12 protein-coding genes are annotated in these 18,627 nt (G+C 44.1%); 5 read left to right on the top strand and 7 right to left on the bottom strand.

Annotated elements, in window-relative coordinates; genetic code table 11:
- Positions 1-79: 79 nt before the first annotated feature.
- Together NIES1031_RS05115 and NIES1031_RS05120 are read right to left on the bottom strand one after the other, a co-directional pair.
- Positions 80-3,520, bottom strand: a complete 3,441-nt coding sequence (locus NIES1031_RS05115; RefSeq protein WP_073548427.1) for a non-ribosomal peptide synthetase — start codon at positions 3,518-3,520, stop codon at positions 80-82.
- Positions 3,521-3,789: 269 nt separating this feature from the next.
- Positions 3,790-5,256 (bottom strand): 3-oxoacyl-[acyl-carrier-protein] synthase III C-terminal domain-containing protein, encoded by a 1,467-nt coding sequence (locus NIES1031_RS05120; RefSeq protein WP_073548428.1) that lies wholly within the window; start codon positions 5,254-5,256, stop codon positions 3,790-3,792.
- A gap of 383 nt (positions 5,257-5,639) precedes the next feature.
- On the opposite strand from NIES1031_RS05120, the gene NIES1031_RS05125 reads away from it, so the two are divergent.
- On the top strand, positions 5,640-6,929 hold the full coding sequence (locus NIES1031_RS05125) for an MFS transporter (protein ID WP_073548429.1): 1,290 nt from the start codon (positions 5,640-5,642) through the stop codon (positions 6,927-6,929).
- Between the two features lie 16 nt (positions 6,930-6,945).
- On the opposite strand, the gene NIES1031_RS05130 is transcribed toward NIES1031_RS05125, so the two are convergent.
- The 3 genes from NIES1031_RS05130 to NIES1031_RS05140 all read right to left on the bottom strand — a co-directional run bounded on the left by NIES1031_RS05130 (position 6,946) and on the right by NIES1031_RS05140 (position 10,147).
- Complete coding sequence (locus tag NIES1031_RS05130) at positions 6,946-8,268, bottom strand: anthranilate synthase component I family protein (protein WP_073548430.1); 1,323 nt, start codon at positions 8,266-8,268, stop codon at positions 6,946-6,948.
- 83 nt (positions 8,269-8,351) lie between these two features.
- Complete coding sequence (locus NIES1031_RS05135) at positions 8,352-9,893, bottom strand: benzoate-CoA ligase family protein (protein WP_073548431.1); 1,542 nt, start codon at positions 9,891-9,893, stop codon at positions 8,352-8,354.
- Positions 9,894-9,916: 23 nt separating this feature from the next.
- Positions 9,917-10,147: an acyl carrier protein gene (locus tag NIES1031_RS05140; RefSeq protein ID WP_073548432.1), complete on the bottom strand. Its 231-nt coding sequence runs from the start codon at positions 10,145-10,147 to the stop codon at positions 9,917-9,919.
- A gap of 743 nt (positions 10,148-10,890) precedes the next feature.
- Between NIES1031_RS05140 and NIES1031_RS05145 the strand changes: the two genes are divergently transcribed.
- From NIES1031_RS05145 to NIES1031_RS05160, 4 genes are all read left to right on the top strand, one after another.
- Positions 10,891-13,434 carry a TonB-dependent receptor gene (locus NIES1031_RS05145; protein WP_073548433.1) on the top strand — a complete coding sequence of 848 codons (2,544 nt, stop codon included), beginning with the start codon at positions 10,891-10,893 and terminating at the stop codon, positions 13,432-13,434.
- Between the two features lie 89 nt (positions 13,435-13,523).
- Positions 13,524-14,552, top strand: a complete 1,029-nt coding sequence (locus NIES1031_RS05150; protein ID WP_084544255.1) for an ABC transporter substrate-binding protein — start codon at positions 13,524-13,526, stop codon at positions 14,550-14,552.
- A 50-nt stretch (positions 14,553-14,602) separates the two neighbouring features.
- On the top strand, positions 14,603-15,568 hold the full coding sequence (locus NIES1031_RS05155; protein WP_073548434.1) for a ferredoxin family protein: 966 nt from the start codon (positions 14,603-14,605) through the stop codon (positions 15,566-15,568).
- A 22-nt stretch (positions 15,569-15,590) separates the two neighbouring features.
- Complete coding sequence (locus NIES1031_RS05160) at positions 15,591-16,064, top strand: hypothetical protein (RefSeq protein WP_073548435.1); 474 nt, start codon at positions 15,591-15,593, stop codon at positions 16,062-16,064.
- 15 nt (positions 16,065-16,079) lie between these two features.
- Here NIES1031_RS05160 and NIES1031_RS05165 read toward each other — a convergent pair whose 3' ends face one another.
- Both NIES1031_RS05165 and NIES1031_RS05170 read right to left on the bottom strand, forming a co-directional pair.
- Positions 16,080-16,721 (bottom strand): Uma2 family endonuclease, encoded by a 642-nt coding sequence (locus NIES1031_RS05165; RefSeq protein WP_073548436.1) that lies wholly within the window; start codon positions 16,719-16,721, stop codon positions 16,080-16,082.
- Positions 16,722-16,814: 93 nt separating this feature from the next.
- A complete protein-coding gene (locus NIES1031_RS05170; RefSeq protein ID WP_178378049.1) occupies positions 16,815-18,569 on the bottom strand; it encodes an N-acetylmuramoyl-L-alanine amidase in 1,755 nt (584 codons plus the stop codon).
- Positions 18,570-18,627: the final 58 nt, after the last annotated feature.

Below are 18,627 nucleotides of genomic sequence, written 5' to 3' on the forward strand. Positions count from 1 at the left end.
TAAATTTTCAGTCTTAAGTCCATATCTGACTTTGTTTAGCTGCGCATTCATTTGCTCAGCTATTCATTTTTTCAACGATCTATTTTGAAGCGGTTTTTGATTTTTCAAACCTTTGTTTAATTCGATTTTTTCCTTGAATTATTTTCTGTGATACATGAGTGCGTTGCTCATTTGCATCAACTTTTTGATTTTGATTTAATCGCTGTGCCAAAGTTTTAATTGTGGGATAGTTAAACAAATCAATGAGGGAAACTGATTGAGTTTCTGATGGTAAAACTGTTGCTAGCTTTCTGTAGATTGTTGTTATTAATAAAGAGTTAGCTCCCAGGTCAAAAAAGTTATCATTCACACCTACTTTTTCGAGTGATAATACCTCTTGAAACACAGTGGCGATCGCTTGCTCAATTTTGGTCTGGGGAGCCACGTATGTCATTCGCGTTGTTGATGCGACATCGGGTGTGGGTAGTGCTTTGCGATCGACTTTGCCGTTTGCTGATAGCGGTAGCGCATCGAGAAAGAGAAACACCGCCGGTATCATGTAATCAGGTAGTTTGGTGCTGAGAAACTGACTGAGTTCATCAACCGTTGGTGGTGTAGTCCTCGGTACGATATAAGCAACTAGACGCGCTGCATCTACAGCTTTGACGACCGCCGTTTTAACACCTGAGTGCTGCACCAACGCTGCTTCAATTTCTCCGGCTTCAATGCGATATCCGCGGATTTTGATTTGGAAATCAACTCGCCCTAAAAATTCAATGTTGCCATCAGGTAAATAGCGACCCAGATCGCCGGTACGATAGAGTCGTTCGCCTGTGCGCGGATGTGTGATAAAGTGCGCCTTTGTTTTTTGTTCGTCTTTCCAGTAGCCTTTAGCAAGTTGTACGCCTGCACAATACATTTCTCCTGGAACCCAAACGGGACAGTCTTCTAAGGCTTGATTGAGTATGTAATATTTCGCATTGGTCATCGGCTGACCGTAAGGAATGCTTTTCCAGGTAGGATCAACTGTATCTACCTCATAGCCAATATTCCAAATCGTCGTTTCTGTTGGTCCACCAATACTCAGTAATTTGATATTTGGTACTAGCGCTTTGAGGCGGTTAGGTAGTGAAACTGGTAGCCAATCACCACCTAAAATTGCTAAGCGCAAACTCGAAAGTGTTGCTGAGGAATCGCCTAAACTATTGACTAACATTTCCATCATCGCCGGAACCGAGTTCCACAAAGTTACTTGTTCGCGTTCAATTAACTTTGCCCAATGGTGCGGATCTTTGACTAAACACGCATCAGGCATAACAATTGCACCACCAGCACTGAGTAAACCAAAGATGTCATATACCGATAAATCGTGATTGAGTGCAGTTAACGCTAGAATGCGATCGCTCGCACTTACCCCAAATCGTTGATTCGTGTAAATAACCACATTCGCTACATTGCGGTGCGTAATCATCACGCCTTTTGGTAAACCTGTTGAACCAGAAGTGTAGATAACATACGCGAGATCGTCGGGTGTTTGCACCGATGCGAGCAGTTCTTGAGGATTAATAAGTTCTAGATTATCTACACACAACCGCTGAATATCTTCAATCCAGGGTAATTTGTCATTCAACCACGATTGCGTTAGCACGATTTCGACTTCGCTGTTTTTGAGGAGATACGCAAAGCGTTCTGGCGGTAGTTTAGGATCGATTGGCACGTAAGCCGCACCAGCCATCAAAACGCCCATGACTGCGACGATTTGTTCCCATCCTTTATCCATGACAATGCCAATCAGCTGATTGGGAACAGCACCAGAAGAACGCAATCGATGCGCAATTTGAGTTGAGCGATCGCACAATTCTTGGTAAGTCAGCGATCGTTGCGACGTAATTACCGCTGGGCGATTCGGGTTTTGGCGAACTTGATCGATAAATAGTTCGTGCAACAGCACATTCGGGATCGGTGCATCGGTGGCGTTGATCGCATCGCGTTGCGCTAATTGATGGGTAGGAAGTTCGCGGGTTGTCACAAGCCAAGCTGCTTCTTCAGTCGCCAGCTGTTGTAGAAAGCGGCTGTACGTTGCAAACATATCGTCAATTAACCCTTCTGGAAATAAACCTTCGACGACATCCCAGTTGAAAGTCAAGGTGTCTTTCTCTTCCCAGACTTGGACATCAATCCACGCTTGTGAGGCTTGACTAATACCGTAAACTAATTCGCCAAAATGACTGAAAGTTAAATCCTGCCCAATTCCGGCAAAACCCAACGTACTCGTGAAGATGACTGGTAACGCATTTGGTGCGCCACCTTGTCGGCGGGTAAGTTCACGAGTGACGCGCACGCCACTAAAGTAACGATGTTCTAAGTCTTGCCAAAGTTGTTTTTGAATTTGCAATGCGCGATCGCGAAACGATTCACTCGTTGAGTTATCTACAGCTAAAAGCGTTACCGAGGTGAAGTCGCCCAAGATATTATTCACTTGGGGATGCATTGGCAAGCGATTAAACAAGGCTAAATTCAGCGTAAACTGCGGATTACTCCATAAGGTTACAATTTCTGCAAACGCAGCAAGTAAGGCTCCAGTGGGCGTCAGACCAAAATTCGTTGCGGTTTGCTTGAGTTTTTGCCAGTTGGCGGGTTCCATGCGTGCGTTGTAGCGTCGGCAACGGTACTGCTTGAGTTCTTTCGGATTTTTAGCTAAAGGTAAACTAGGGGCAGGTGGTAGCTTATCGATGCGGTTGAGCCAATATGCTTGTGATCGCTGATAAAGTTGTGTTTGCACAAGCGATTGCTCAGCAAGGACATAATCGCGAAACGAAAGTTCTAACGGTGGTAATGTGCTTTCGGGGTTTTGATAAAGCGCGAACCATTCTTCAAATAAGCGAAATAAGCTCCAAGCGTCAAACACAAGCAGATCGTAGCTAATGTGTAGTCGGACTTTCTCCTCATCTAAACACGTTGCGCGAAAGTCAAACAACGGAAATTGATCGGCGGGTAAAACTTGATGCGACATTTCTTGACGAATTGCTTCTAACTGCGTCGCAACAGTTTCGCGATCTTGTCCTCTTAAGTTCAAAACCTTGAGTTGATAAGGGGGGACGTCTTTGAGAATTTGCTGTTGTCCATCGGGTAGCACCACCGCTCGCAGCATATCGTGTCGCGCAATTAAGCGTTGCAGCGCGGTATTGAGTCGATCTATATCAAGATTGTGACCCTCAATTTCGTAATAACCGTGATTGGAGACATGACCGAGTTCTAACACGCCACTGCGCCCGATCCAAAACGCGTGTTGCATATCAGTGAGGGGAAATGGTTCATAGCGTAACTCTGGCGCGGGTGCGATCGCTGGCAAATCATTCACGGGTGTACTGCTGTGTTGCTGCAACAGTGCGAGAAGTTCAGCTTTGTGTTGCACGAGCAAATCGCGTAATTCTGCTGTCAATTTACCTTGAGGAGCATCAACGCGCAACGTGTCTCCATCAACTGATAATTTAATATCGCTGTTTGCTAGTAAGTTCAGCAGTGAATGCAAATGGTTCATGTTTATTGCACTATGAATATCTATAGCAGGGGTCAGAGGTCGGAGGTCAGATTTTTCAAAAGCTAGCCAGGGTAAGGGTTTGCATTGCGTGCGGGAGTCTCGTTTGCCATTGCAAACTTTACAAGACAATAGAATTGAGCTTCTCTCATGTCCTCAGATCAGCATCCTTCGTTCTTATTTCTTTGTGTCCTAAAGGCTCTACTCTACGGGAAGGCTATGCCTATGTGGTTCGTTTCTGCTTAATTTCCGTCAGCCCCAATCAAACTACGTTACAAACTCACGATTTCCCGTGCTGATGTAGAAGTTGCCGTTTTGGAGTTAACAAGTTCTGTCACTATTAATTGATTGAGTAAAAATTCCGCGAGATTGGCGATTGTTGTCTCACCAAAGAATTTTTCCATTGGAACTCGCACTTTTAAATCACTTTCGATGCGACTGCGCAAAGCGATCGCCAGTAAAGAATCAAGCAGCGTACTCAGTAAGACGTGAGAATGAAGTTGAGACGACGCAAGCTGAGTAGAATGTGCTAACCAATCGCAGAGATAAGTTTCTAGAAAGGCATAGCGCTCTTCTGGGTTAACAGCAGCTGGTAATCGCACAGCATCCCAATGCGGTTGTGTTGCTACTACTGTTGTCGTTTGCTGTGGAAGACTTGATGAATCGTCTGTTGCAGCTATGGCAACATCACTCCAACGCATAACAGTCGCCGCAGCAGTCGCCCCAGCACCATTAGCGTATACCAATACCAAGTCATCTTCGCAAAGCTTACCTGTGGTTACAGCGTAATAAAGATTGGCAACCGAGTATACCGGACCTATATTCGCATATAGCGGGTAAAGATTCATCACGCGCTGCGGATCAATACTGAGTGCTTTGGCACAAACGCTCGCATACCAAGCAGTGGGTGTATTGACAGCAAACACGCTAATTTGATCGAGGCTGACACCTGCTGTGCTGAGTGCTTCTTGACAGCAATGGCGGATACAATCAACTGCCGTTTCGGCTAAGCTACTCACGTTTTCTCCGGTACGAGTTTGAATACGCGGTTTACCTTGAGTATCAACAACTAACTCATGTGTGTAGGCTCCATACGTTGTAGATGTCGATACTATTTTGGTACTGAGAATGCCTTGTGTTGGTTTGACTGAACCTACAACGAATGCCCCCGCACCGTCACCCATCGACCATGAAAGCGTATCTTCGTCGTTTACACAACGCGAGCCAATATGCGAAACAACGATTAAGACACGATGATAGACTCCTGTTTGAATGAATGCTTGAGCCGTTTGCAACGCAATCAACGCACTCGCACAAGTTGATTCTAGATTCCAAGCAGGGCAACGCAATCCTAGTTCCTTTGCTAGTAAAGCCGCTAGCCCTGGACCTACTGTATCGGGAAAGAGTGAAGCAACGATCGCTAAATCAACCTCATCGGCTGTTAGTTGAGCCGATGAAAGTGCGTCTTGTGCCGCACGACATTCTAGCGTCAGTGATGATTCGTTGAGTGCTAACACGCGCCGCCCAACGCTACCCCTAAAAGGATCGCCCAAATACGGGGTGACTTCTTGTAACCAAATATCAAGTCCATTTTCGCTCGATGTCAGCTGCGGTAGCCTAGCTTGTCGTTGCGTTTGATTGCCTAATTGAGGAAATTTTTCCAACCAGTAGTCGTTGGTGCGAATTGTCTGAGGAAAACTAATTGCCAGTGAGCGAATACCGACCGATGGCGTTATCATAGCAAACTCTTCACGAGTTGTTGAATAATATTCTCAAGAAAACTCAACACTACCACAGGTTTTTCTCTGAGACAAGCTAAGATGACAAAAATTTTGCAAACTCTAAGTAAAGACTTGTGTTATAGAGTTGATTGCTGCGTATCCAGAGATTGAGGGATTGGGGCAATATTTTTTTAAAATACCAGCAATTTTTAAATATTTCAGCGCGAGGTTTAGAAAAATTTACTGCAAAATAGTAGCAATAGTTTTCAAGTATTATATACTGCGAATGCAATTGTTGTGCGATCGCTGCTTGAGCGATTTGCAATTTTCTTCATCCTCAATTCTCCTTTGCTTCCTCTGCTTACCCCAATGCAACAACCTTAAACCCAAACGATATTACCGTGCGTACCTTCACAATTCTCTGGAGCGGGCAGATGGCATCTGCAATTGGAACAGAAATGACCCAATTTGCGCTCACAATTTGGATTTGGCAAGTAACACAAGAAACAACGGCGATCGCGCTGATTAGTTTCTTCTTTCAGCTACCGCAAATCTTGATTGCGCTGTTTGCAGGGTTAATTATTGATCGCTTCAGTCGCAAGTACTTAATGATTTTCAGCGATGTAGTTGTAGCGCTGTGTACGATTTTGATTGGGCTACTGTACTCAACCCAAACTTTGCAACTTTGGCATCTTTATAGTTTAGCGATTGCCTACGGCTGCTGCGGACAAATTCAGACCCTAGCTTTTACTGCCTCGATTTCATCAATTGTGCCCAAGCAGCACTACGCCCGCGTTAGCAGTCTGAAGACTCTCGTCAACTATAGTTCGGCGATCGTTGCGCCAGCTTTAGTCGGTCTTTTTTATCCCACAATCGGTTTGCTCGGCATTATTGCGATTGATATTGCCACATTTGCAGTGGGAATCTTTACCGTATTTTTAGTCCACATTCCCCAGACGTTTGATTTAGAAGCCACAGCACTTACAAGTAAAACAATTTGGAAACAACTGACATGGGGTATCCACTACATCTTGGCTAGACCCAGCCTACGAGCAATGACCATAGTTTTCTGCTTATTTTTATTTACCTACCACATGAGCGAAACCTTGTATCAGCCATTAATTCTGGCACGCACAGGTAGCAGTGCGCAGGTATTAAGTACTGTTGTTATTGCAGCGGGTATCGGCGGTGTGGTTGGGGCAGTGGGTTTAAGCATTTTCAGTGGATTTCAGCGGCAAGTCCGCGGGATGTTGCTGGGGTTTGTTGGCACTGGCATCGGTAGTATGATCTTAGGATTAGGGCGTGTACCTGGTGTGTGGATTGGCGCGCAGTTCTTTGCGGCATTGAATATTCCGCTCGTGTATAGTTCGAGTTATGCAGTGTGGTATGCCAAGGTTAAGCCAGATATTCAGGGGCGAGTTTTAGCAGCTGCGCACACCGTCGGTTTGATTGTGGGTGCAATAGCAAGTTTAATCGCAGGACCTCTAGCTGACCAATTGGAACTGATGATGACTTCAGGAAGCTGGACAGCATCGATATTTGCACCGCTAGTTGGAACAGGTTCCGGCGCTGGCATTGCACTGTTGTACATCACGATTTCGCTTGGTATGGTTTTAATCGGTGTGGGCGGTTTTGCATTCCCTACGCTGCGCAACGCCGAAGATCTGTTACCCGATCACGATCACGAATAAACGCAATTGCCCCTCGTTAAGCACGCGATCGCAAAACTAAATGACTCAACATCGTATTCATCTTGTTAACCGACTCTAAATATTCATTTTCCGGTATCGACTCGGCGACGATTCCCGCACCAGCGTTGAAATGAATCGAATTACCGTATTGGTAAACCGAACGAATCGCGATCGCAATATCTGCCATTCCGCAACTATTTACCCAACCAATACCCCCAGCATAAATTCCCCTTGGTTCGGCTTCCAAAGCGTCAATCCATTTTAAGGCGCGATATTTATCAATACCTGACACTGTAATTCCAGGAAACAAAACTTTTAAAGCATCCCAAAGTGTTTTCCCAGGTTTAAGTTGACCGCCAACTCTTGATGATAGATGTTGCACGCAGCGGTATTGTTTAACTTGCATAAAATCGTAAACTTGCACCGTATCAGGGATGCAAAACGCTGCCATTTCCGCTTGTGCTAGCCAAATTGAAAGCGCGTGTTCTTTGATTTCTTTAGCATCGGTAAACAATTCGCGATATAACTTTTGATCGTGTTGGGCGTTTTCAGCGCGGGGTCGAGTTCCGGCGAGAGGATTGGTGATAATGCGATCGCCATCGACTTTCATCAAAATTTCCGGACTAAATCCGACAGCGCGGACGTTGTCGAACTCGAAACAATATGATCGCGCGCTGTTATTACTTTTTGCACCTAAACAATACGTTCCTAGCACATCCATTTCACCCTGAACTTGCACCGAACGCGACAGGATGGCTTTGTGCAGATCTCCTGCTTGAATAGCTTGAATTAATTTGCCGACTTGCGTTTGATAAGGCGTGCGATCGCTAAAATCAACTTCTGGCGGCGTCGCTGTATAATTTCGCGTTGAATTATTAACTGATAAAGCTTCGAGAATTTTGGTTAGCGATTTAACGCTACGGATGCGAATACCTTTTGCTGTTATATGTAACTCGGTTTCCGGAATCACAAAATAAAGTAACGGCTGCGCGATCGCCTTGGTATAGGGATAGTAAAAACGCGCGAGATCGAAACTAATGTAACCATACGCTGTCCAATCTTCAATCGGTAAAGACGCGAGGATCGACTCGACTTGCTTAAGTGGCTCGCCTATCGGTTGCGATTGCGTTTGTCCGAGGCGATTGCATACAACAGCATCTAAACTGACTGCAATACTGCACAAGGCATTACCAGCAATACGAGTTTCCTGCTCGCTTTGGTAGAGCATATAGCTAGAAAGCCCAAGATTCAACAATGTTTGCAACAAGCATTGCGGATCTTTTTGCACAGGAACAAACAACTCATGATAAACCAGCGGATCGCTGACGACCTGATACATAGATCAATACCTAGAATGATTAATGAGAAAGCAGAGAAGAAATTAGTCGTAGTTCTCGTTTGAAATAGGATGAGATTCCAACTTCAACTCACTTCAACTAATGTGTTTCTGAGTAATGCTTGACGATGCACTTTACCAGTAGGCGTGCGCGGTATCGTTTTGAGAAAATGAATGGTTTTAGGCACTTTAAATGACTGTAGTTGCGCCTTCAGCGTCTGACGAATGCTGTTTTCTAAATCATTGGAGGCTTCATAACCTGCTTTGAGACTGACGTAGGCAGTTACCCGAGTTAATTGCTCATTCTGTGCTTCCGGAACAACAGCCGCATCTAATACGCTTTCATGCTGAAGTAACACATCCTCAACTTCAAACGGTGACACCCACATCCCGTTGACTTTAAAAAAGTCGTCTTTGCGCCCCATAAACCGAAAATAACCATCTGCATCGCAAACGTATTTATCTCCGGTTTGCATTGTTGTTCCGTAAAGCGCGTTGCGAGTTTCGCGCAAACGATTCCAGTACCCCAACATCAAGCTTTCGCCACTCACTTGCAAGTAACCAATTTCACCAGGTTGCGTAGGAATTCCCTGTTCGTCAACGACTTGAACGTCATAGCCTGGTACTGGACGTCCTGAAGTTCCTGGACGACACTCACTAGGAGTGTTTGATAGAAAAATATGCAATAACTCAGTCGTACCAATTCCCTCGCAAATCTCCATACCGTGCGTTTGTCGCCACTTCAACCAAATCGTTTTCGGTAGTTGTTCCGCAGCAGAGACACACAGCCGCAATGACGATGAATTCAGCGGCGCAATTTCATGCACAGCTAAGATACCAGCATAAATCCCAGGAATACCAAACAAAATTGTTGGTTGATACTTTTCAATATCCGCGATAACATCAAACGCATTCGCCGCATCCGAAAGAATCGCCGCCGCACCGACTGCCATAGGCATATACAATGTATTGCCTAATCCATACGCAAAGGGCATCTTGGCTACCGAATAGATAATATCGTTTTCGCGTAAGCCTAAAACTCCTTTGCCATATAGTTCGGCGCAAACTACCATGCTTTGATGCAGGTGAATAACACCTTTGGGTCGCCCTGTACTTCCTGATGTGTATAGCCAAAATGCGGGTTCTTCAGGTGAGGTTGCTGCGCAAGCGATGGAATCACCTTGTTGTACGACTAAAGACATTAACGGGCGATCGCCGTCGATCGTCAGAACATGTTGCAAAAATGGCGACTCAATCTTTCCTAGGTTATTTAACCAAGCTTGTGTTGTTACCAAAATTTTGGCACGCGAGTCTTGCAAAATATATTGAATGTCATCCGCCGTGCAAGCTGTATTGATGGGAACTGGTAAGCTTCCTAGCCAAATTGCACCCCAAAATGTAAAGACAAATTCGGGCGTATCCGGTAAAAGAATCGCGATGCGGTTTTCGCGATCTAGCCCTAGTTCAGCAAGTAGTTTTGCTATCCGTTGCACCCAAGTGCGCACTTGAGCATACGTGTAGAATTGATCTTGGTAATAAAAGGCAATCCTTTCACCGCGTTGCTGCGCCAAGTCTAGAAAATAAGCTGCTATGTTAAAGATTTTCGGTAATGCAGAAACACTTTCCATCTTTTTTCAAATTTCCTTACAAATTACGATGATTGAGCAGGTAACATCGCTGCAATTTGATGGCAAATTTCACCCAAAGTGATATCGTTACGAGTTCCCAACTTCAAATCGATACCAACGCGGCGCTTTAGTTCTAGAGCAAGTCTAACTGTCTCAACCGAGTCAAGCTGTAAGTGTCCGTATAATAATGTGTCTTCACGGATTGCGGATTCTGGAATACCGAAATCAATCAGAATCGCTTTGAGCGTATCCATTGCCTTTAACCTATCCAATCAAATACCTCTGGATGCAAACGAAAGTTGACGTGCGTTAGTTCAATTTGACTTGGGTAAATGCTTTTGTTTGTACCAATGCTGCGTTTCTATGGCTGGGGCGATCGCCTCATTACCTACTTAGTCGTCTCAAGCACTCGCATCGACTAAACAATGAGTCATGTTTTTATCAAAAACAATTTCTATTAAGCTACAAAAAGCTTATATCATATACTAATTTTTCGCAAGCGAGTTTCAGCCCTCTAAAGCAGTATTCATTATGAAGTAATGTAAATCAAACTAACATATAATGTATACCATATTATTTAAGATATTGTATTTTTCTTCATAGACTCATTTTCAGAAATTATGCAGCACACAACAAGATTGAGTGTTGACTTTACGCAATTAGCATTTTAATCTTAACTAGAACTGTTGACAAAACCTTTCAACAGTTGAACTTTGATAGTGCTATGGCGTATTGTCTATGAGTGTGGAATGTGTTGTGCAACTGGTTTATTGTGTCATCGAAAATAGAATCGCAGTTCAGTGTTCTGTCGAATCCAAATAGCTAAATCTGAATCATTTTCAGTACAATTGAGGACTTTTCCTCTATCTTTGAGTACAGTTTTATACTTTACTTAATAAAAATGCTAGCTAGATAGTGAAGCATTTCAAGCAAATTCATTAATCTCAAAATTACTCTTTTCATTTTTATAAACGTCGGTTGGCGTGTGAGGAAATCTATGAAATCTTTGCAGCGATCGCTTGCGTTGACACTCGCAAGTATCTTATCGATATTAGTAGCTCAAATTGCTCAAGCACAAACATTTTCAGAATTAGAAGAAGCGCGATCGCATTCTCAATCTCCTGCGACAACGGTTAAAGAGTGGCTAGCGCAGATTGAAGAAACAGAAAATGAATCGCCTGTACAAGTCACAAATATACAGATCCTAACTACAGATCAAGGGTTAGAAATTATCTTAGAAACTCAAGACGAGCTACTGACAGTCGATCCCGAAACTTTCCGGATTGAAGGTAACACGCTAATTGCGGATATTCCCAATGCAGTTTTGGCACTTCCTGAGACTTCTGAATTTGTTGCAAACAACCCCACCGAACAAATTGCGAGTGTGCGCGTTACCCAACTTGATACTTCCACAATTCAAGTCAGTGTCCTGGGGGATGGCGCATTACCAACAGAAGCTGTAACACTACGTACAGGTGACGTTGTTTACAGTCTAAACGAAGCACAGAATGAAGAAGATGAAGAAATTGTTATTACAGTAACCGGAGAACAACTCCAACAAGGATATTTTGTTCCTGATGCGGTAACAGGAACTCGTACTGAGACACCTTTACGCGATATTCCGCAGTCGATTCAGGTAGTACCCCAACAAGTGTTGCGCGAACAACAAGTGACGCAACTCGATGAAGCGCTACGCAATGTTAGTAGCGTTACCTCCAATAATTTATTTGGGAACTTTACAAACTTTACCATCCGCGGGTTTTCCAATGCACCAGTTTTACGCAATGGTTTTCGCCAGTATGGAAATTTGCGCTCAGTTCCTGAAACCGCCGGTTTAGAACAAATCGAAGTTCTCAAAGGTCCTGCTTCCATCTTGTTTGGCGATCTTCAACCTGGTGGTGCGATCAACGTTGTCAGCAAACAGCCGCTAGCAGAACCTTTTTATGAAGCAGAAATTCAAGTTGGTAGTCGTGATTTTTTTCGCCCACGAATTGATATTACGGGTCCTCTGACGACTGAGGAGAACTTGCGCTATCGCTTTAATGCCTTAGTGCAAAACGATAGTGGGTTTCGTGGTTTTGACCAAAATTATGAACGCTTTTTCCTCGCACCCGTCTTAGCGTGGGAAATTGATGATCGCACCGATATCACGTTTGATTTAGGGTTTACTTACGATAAGCAACCGCTAGATTTTGGGTTAGTGGCGTTTGGTGATGGTGTTGTTGATGTTCCCCGCGATCGCATTACAAACGAACCTGCTGACGAAAGCGACACGACGTTTTTAAATGCAGGGTATCTACTCGAACACCGCTTTAATGAAAATTGGCGACTTGTAAACGCCTTTCGCTATTTCGATCAAAGCTATTTTGCTAGTTTTTATTTTCCGACTATTTTTGACGAGGAAACAGGCGATTTGCTGCGTTCGTTTCAAACTCGCGATTTAGATTTTCAAACATACTCGCTACAAACGAACATTGTTGGTGAATTTACAACAGGTGCGATCGGTCACACATTGCTCTTTGGCGTAGATCTCAGCCGTCAAACTGAGAATTTCTTTGGGCAATTTACGCCGCCTATTTCTCCACTGAATATCTTCGATCCCGTCTATGGAGCAACTCCTAGACCTGATATCGCAGAATTACCTACATTAGTTGATAACTTCACCGCCCAAAATCGCTTGGGAGTGTATTTACAAGATCAAATTGATTTATTCGACAATTTAAAGCTACTCGCAGGGATACGCTATGACACTGTAGAACAACGTCGCGAACAAAATCCTAGCTTTACTAACGAAGAAGGTTCAGAAGTTACCCAAAGTGATGATGCATTCACGCCACGTATTGGTTTAGTTTATCAACCAATTCCCGCAATTTCGCTTTATGGTAGTTACTCGCGATCATTTAATCCTAATGCAGTCACTACAGTCACAGGTGATTTTTTAGAACCCGAACGCGGCGAAGGCTGGGAAGTTGGTGTCAAAGCAGAACTCAATCCTGGGTTATTTGCCACACTAGCGTACTACGACATTAGAAAACAGAATGTAGCGACGAGTGATCCTGTGAATCCTGATTTTTCAGTTGCGACAGGCGAACAACGCAGCCAAGGAGTTGAACTTGACTTGACAGGAGAACTTTTACCTGGGTGGAATCTGATTGCCGCGTACGCCTATACCGATGCTAGAGTGACACAAGATACTGATATTCCTACTGGTAATCGGTTAGTGAATGTTCCTCGACACAGTGCAAGCTTGTGGACAACCTATACAGTTCAAACAGGTGACTTACAAGGATTAGGGTTCGGTGTTGGATTCAATTACGTCGGAAATCGTCTTGGCGATTTAGAAAATACCTACAATTTGGGCGATTACTTCCTCACAAATGCGGCAATATTTTATCAACGCGATCGCTACCGCGTGGCGCTCAATTTCCGAAATATTTTTGATGTTAATCACTTTGTCGCTTCTAACGCTGGGGGTCGTACGAGTGGAATTCAAGTCGGTGCGCCGTTTACTGTGATTGGTTCGTTGTCGGTGGAATTTTAGGGTAATAGGTAATAGATACCATCATCAACTCTAACCTTGACTTCCCAATTACCAGTTACCAATGACCAATTTTTAAGTGACTTAGCACAATGGTTATCAAAAAACTCCAATTGCTATTTTTGGCTGCACTGACTGCTTTTGTCATTGTGTCTTGTGGTGTTAACCATTCTGTTAGGACTGCTGTTGAGTCACCAGCAACACGTACCGATTGTCGTCGTATTCCGCATCAAATGGGCGAAACCGAAATTTGTGGAAAACCTCAGCGCGTGGTAGCCTTGGGACCCGATATGCTGGAATTGCTATTGGCGTTGGATGTCCAACCAGTAGGATTTGGTGATTATGTCCGTTTTGAGGGAGATTACGACAATCCTACGCAACAAATTCCTTACTTAGGAAATCGCATTACAAAGGCGATCGCAAACGTGGGATGGAGTGCAAATCCTTCGCTGGAAGCATTAGTCAAAGTAAAACCTGATCTCATTATCAGTCGAGCATTAAGTGCTGATTTGTACGCGACGTTATCTAAAATTGCGCCGACGTTATTTTTAAAGCAGTTTGATACAGAAGCGAATTTACGCGCGATTGCTTCCTCAGTTGACACGCCACAAGCGGAACAAGTTATTGCCCAAATGCAGCAAACTATAAGTGAAGCTCGTCAAGAATTTGCCTCAACTGTTGCTTCTCACCCACAGGTGTTAATGCTGATTGCGAGTGGTACAAGTGAGATGCGCTTAGTGAGTTCTACAGATAATCCTTGTAGTGCGTTGATTCAAGAACTAGGCTTTCAATTAGTCTATCCACCAAATTTTGATTCTGCACAACAAAAAGCCTTACCGCTGAGTGTGGAGGAACTACCAAACCTTAACCAAGCCGACTCGATGATTATCCTAGGGTTTGACTTTGCACTCAACGATCAATCGCCGACAGCTGATGAATTTGCCACTTACCAAGTAGAACAAGCAAAACAGCGTTGGCAAAACAATGCAGTAGCGCAATCATTACAAGCAAGTCAAGCGGGGCGAACTTATTTCATTCCTGCTTACACATGTCTTGGCTTACCAGGTCCTATCGGTACACAATTATACCTCAACGAACTTCAACAAATGCGTAAAGGATAAAGCAATGCTTTACTCCTCTGACGCCCGACCCCTGACCCCTGACCTCTATCATGACAGCCTCAAACTTTGTTTTTGATTGCCAATTTTGCTCAGTCATTTCCAAAGCCAGTGGCGAAGATCCAATTGGAAGTGCTAAAGCAACGGATACGTGGATCATTGTAGAACTGCCGCTACCTTGGAAAAAAGAAGGTTTAATACTCGATTCGCCATTAAGTCCTGCATTTCAAGCAATCCGTGCGGGAAATACAAAATTAATAGCAATTGCGATCGCGCCAGATCGCCAATATTCGATCCCAGGATATACCCGCGTATTTCACTATCAACGTCCTAGTCAATCTTTTGCGCAATTTGACAAACAAGAATTTCTCGTTCCAGCGTGCGATCTAGAAGTATTAATCGCGGCTTTATTGCAGCAAACAATACTACTAAACGACTTTGAAAAATACCGCCAACCGACGCAAAATATTCGCGAAATCTTAGTTTGCACGCATGGAAACATTGATGTCGCTTGTGCTCGATTTGGCACGCCGATTTATGAGAAGCTACGTAAAGAATTTGCTACGCTTGAAAATCTCCGTGTCTGGCGCTGTTCGCACTTTGGCGGACATCAGTTTGCACCAACTTTAATTGATTTACCCACGGGACAAGTTTGGGGACATCTCGAAGCCCAAATTTTACCCGCACTTATTTGGCGCAATTTTCCAGTCACTGAGCTACGACCATTTTATCGGGGATGGGCAGGGCTCACGAAATTTGAGCAAATCGTCGAGCGCGAACTTTGGATGCAATATGGTTGGAATTGGCTGAAATACCTGAAATCTGGACAAGTTTTGGCACAAGATACCGTGAATGAGCCGTGGAATGCAGATTGGGCTGAGGTTCGTTTAGAGTTTACAGCACCTGATGGTAGCGCAGCAGAGGTTTACCAAGCTAGGGTAGAAGTGTGTGGTTCAGTGATGAGTGCTACAAATTCGGGTGAGGATGCGATCGCAGTCAAGCAATATCGTCTTGTGTAATTGACTTCATTGAGCTATTTTCATGAATCCATTAAATTTACATGACTCTTACCCATGTCCTGTCTGTCGTTTCGGTCAGATCGCAGCCTTACCCTTAATGGATGCGATGGCGTGTAATTTATGTCAACAAATTTTTGAAGTTGATTTAGAAAGACAGCAGATCAAGATGTCTTCACGCCAACCAGCATTGTTATGGAACTGGAATGGTAGTTGGTGCGGCGCGCATCTAGAAGGTGTTGAACTGGGTTGGGGATATGTCTTCGCGGCGATCGCTTTAGTACTACTTCCACCAACTTTAATGGGGTTGGTGATTTTTATTCATCCTCCCGCACCGAATACGCCTTTATCTTGGCTACCTTACGTATGGGCTGGCTTGGGCTTTCTTGCACATCTAGCTATTGTCGGTTGGTTGGTGATTGAGTTTTATCAATTTCCGTTGGGGTTGTGGTTAAGACGTTTACCTCAACAATTGCTACAACGAATTCGTAATTCGTGATATTCTGCGACTCGATTATGAAGATATCTGCTGTCTTATCCACATCCGAAATAAGCTCAAAGTTTTGGTTTCACCATCGATCAGACTTTGTGCAATTAGCTGCGGAACTAGGTTCAAATCAAGTATAGGAAAAGTCGGACTTTTTTGAGTTTGCGTATAGCTTGAATCAAGCTGAGATAATAATAAGATTTGAAGCGATCGCCCATCATATTGCCAAATTTCTGGTATGCCCAAAGCTGCATAAATCGGGCGTTTATCAATTGAGCTACTTGTAATATCAATTTCTAACACCAAATCAGGCGGTGGATCGATATTTAAATCAATATTGCGTTTATTTCTAACACGCGGTTCATTTTGAATATAATAACAAGAGTCAGGTTCAGCGCCACGTTTCATGTTTTCGCGCTTGAGTGTCAGTGAGCCAAACTTTTTGAGATTAAGATTCAGTTCATCAGCTAATACTCGAATTAAATCGTCAATAAATCTATTTGTATTTTCATGCTCTCCTAAAGGAGTCATAATCTCTAACATTCCATCACTATAAGCCAAACGTGTTGCTCGTTCTTCACCCATCTCATCGAGCATGGCTGTAAATGTTTGCCAACTAATATTTCTTAAGACAACTCTTTGTTCGGCTAATGCTGGTGTGAAGACCATAGGTAGAAATTCATATAAATTCAAGACGGGTAATTGGTAATGGGGGCATACAAAATATCATGGAATATCTATTACCAATTACCCACTCTCTAATTATCGTACGCTGCGGAACCATTCAGTAATACCTTCGGCGATCGCACTAGCTAAGTTGCTTTGTGCTTGCGGATCGACAATCCATTCAAACTCGGTAGGATTAATCATAAATCCTAGTTCGAGTAATACTGAGGGGGCTGATGCGGGGCGGGTGAGTGCTAAGTTATTCCAGTACACTCCATACGAAGGACGATGCAGTTTATTCACGACGTAATTGTGGAGAAATACCGCGAGGTTATGTGCTTGGGGATGATACCAAAATGCACCAAATCCTTGCGTGTTCATCGCATCGCCACTATCAGGGAGAGCATTGTAATGCAGTGAAAGCGCGATCGCTGGTTCTAATTTATCAATCATCGCGACGCGATCGCCTAATGATAATTCAATATCTTCCTCGCGCGTCATATACACCGTCGCACCCCGCGCCACGAGTTGATCGCGCACCAACTTGGATATAACTAAATTAATTGCTTTTTCAGGATAGCCAGTAGGTCCTCTAGCACCTAATTCCGCGCCGCCATGTCCTGGATCGAGAAGAATCTTAATTCCTGCTAAAGGTAAAGGATGCTGCTGACTTTCAGGTGGATGACGTAATGTTAATACCAAGCTCGTACCATCGTATCGCAGCTTGTAACCCCACTGTTGGGCAGATTTGAGGTTAAAGGTGTATTGCACTTGTTCCGGCGCGCTCTGCTGCCAATCTAGACGCGAAATGAAGGGGTTATCATCCAAGCGGATAACGTCGGTTTGAGCGGTGGTATTGTATAGCGTTAAAGTTAATGTGCGATCGCCTTGCTGTATGCTTACAGGGACAGGAACTTGCAACGGAAACACAATCTCAGTTGCATCAGGAATTTGACGCGCACTGACGCTGCGAATCAGCGATCGCGGTGGAACTGTACTAGGTACGATCCTTGTTTCTTGAGCGTTAATCCAGCCGCCGTAATCGAGACGTAACCATTCACCTTCTTTAGCGGTGATCCTCGCGCGGGTTCCTTTTGGTAACGGTGTGAGGCGCGAATAATCAGTCCCAGGACCTGTACGCGCGACACCAGCATCAACTGTTACTTCAGCAACTTCTAGCTGTGTAGAAGATAAAATTGTTATCCTACCTGAATGTTGCGTTGTTGTTTGACCGTTAACAGTTAGCTGAAACTGCGGTTGAATGGAGTTGGCGGTAACAGCACCAGTATTAATATTGTTACCGTATACCAGCAAATTGAAGCTTGTTGGTAATGTAGTACAACCTTGATATTGTCCACTGACAGGTTGAGACGTCGGTTGATTTTGTTGTGTTAACGCCGCAGAGTTGGGTGGTAGTTGAATTTGCGGTTGTGGTAGTAAGGGAACGTTTTGATCTCCTAGATTGACGCTTACTGTAGCATTAGGAGAAGCAATCGCACTAAAGCAGACTAATTCTCCTGGTAATCGTGCGATATCGACTGCTGGAGTTAGGGAATCTTTAGCAAATGCCAATCCTGCTGGAATTTCAGGTTTCGTGGATAGCCGCGTGACTTTAATTTGAAGTTGCTGATTTCGATAACGTAGGGTAAAAACATTATCGCCGAGTTGTAAAGGAAAACTCGGAGCAAAATGTCCTGCGCGACTGCGGGCGATCGCCTTATCATTGATTAACACTTCCCCCTCTGGTGGTGCGGTTCCAATCAAGAAAATGCGATCAGATGTGGTTTGATGCTCGTTGGGTGGATACACAACCGAAAGCGATTGATTCGCCCAGGCTGGCGCAGACGCCATGACAAAACCTAATAACGCTAATCCTAAAATGTGTCTCACGCTAAAATATCAATTATGT

Source organism: Chroogloeocystis siderophila 5.2 s.c.1 (genome assembly GCF_001904655.1).
GTDB lineage: Bacteria > Cyanobacteriota > Cyanobacteriia > Cyanobacteriales > Chroococcidiopsidaceae > Chroogloeocystis > Chroogloeocystis siderophila.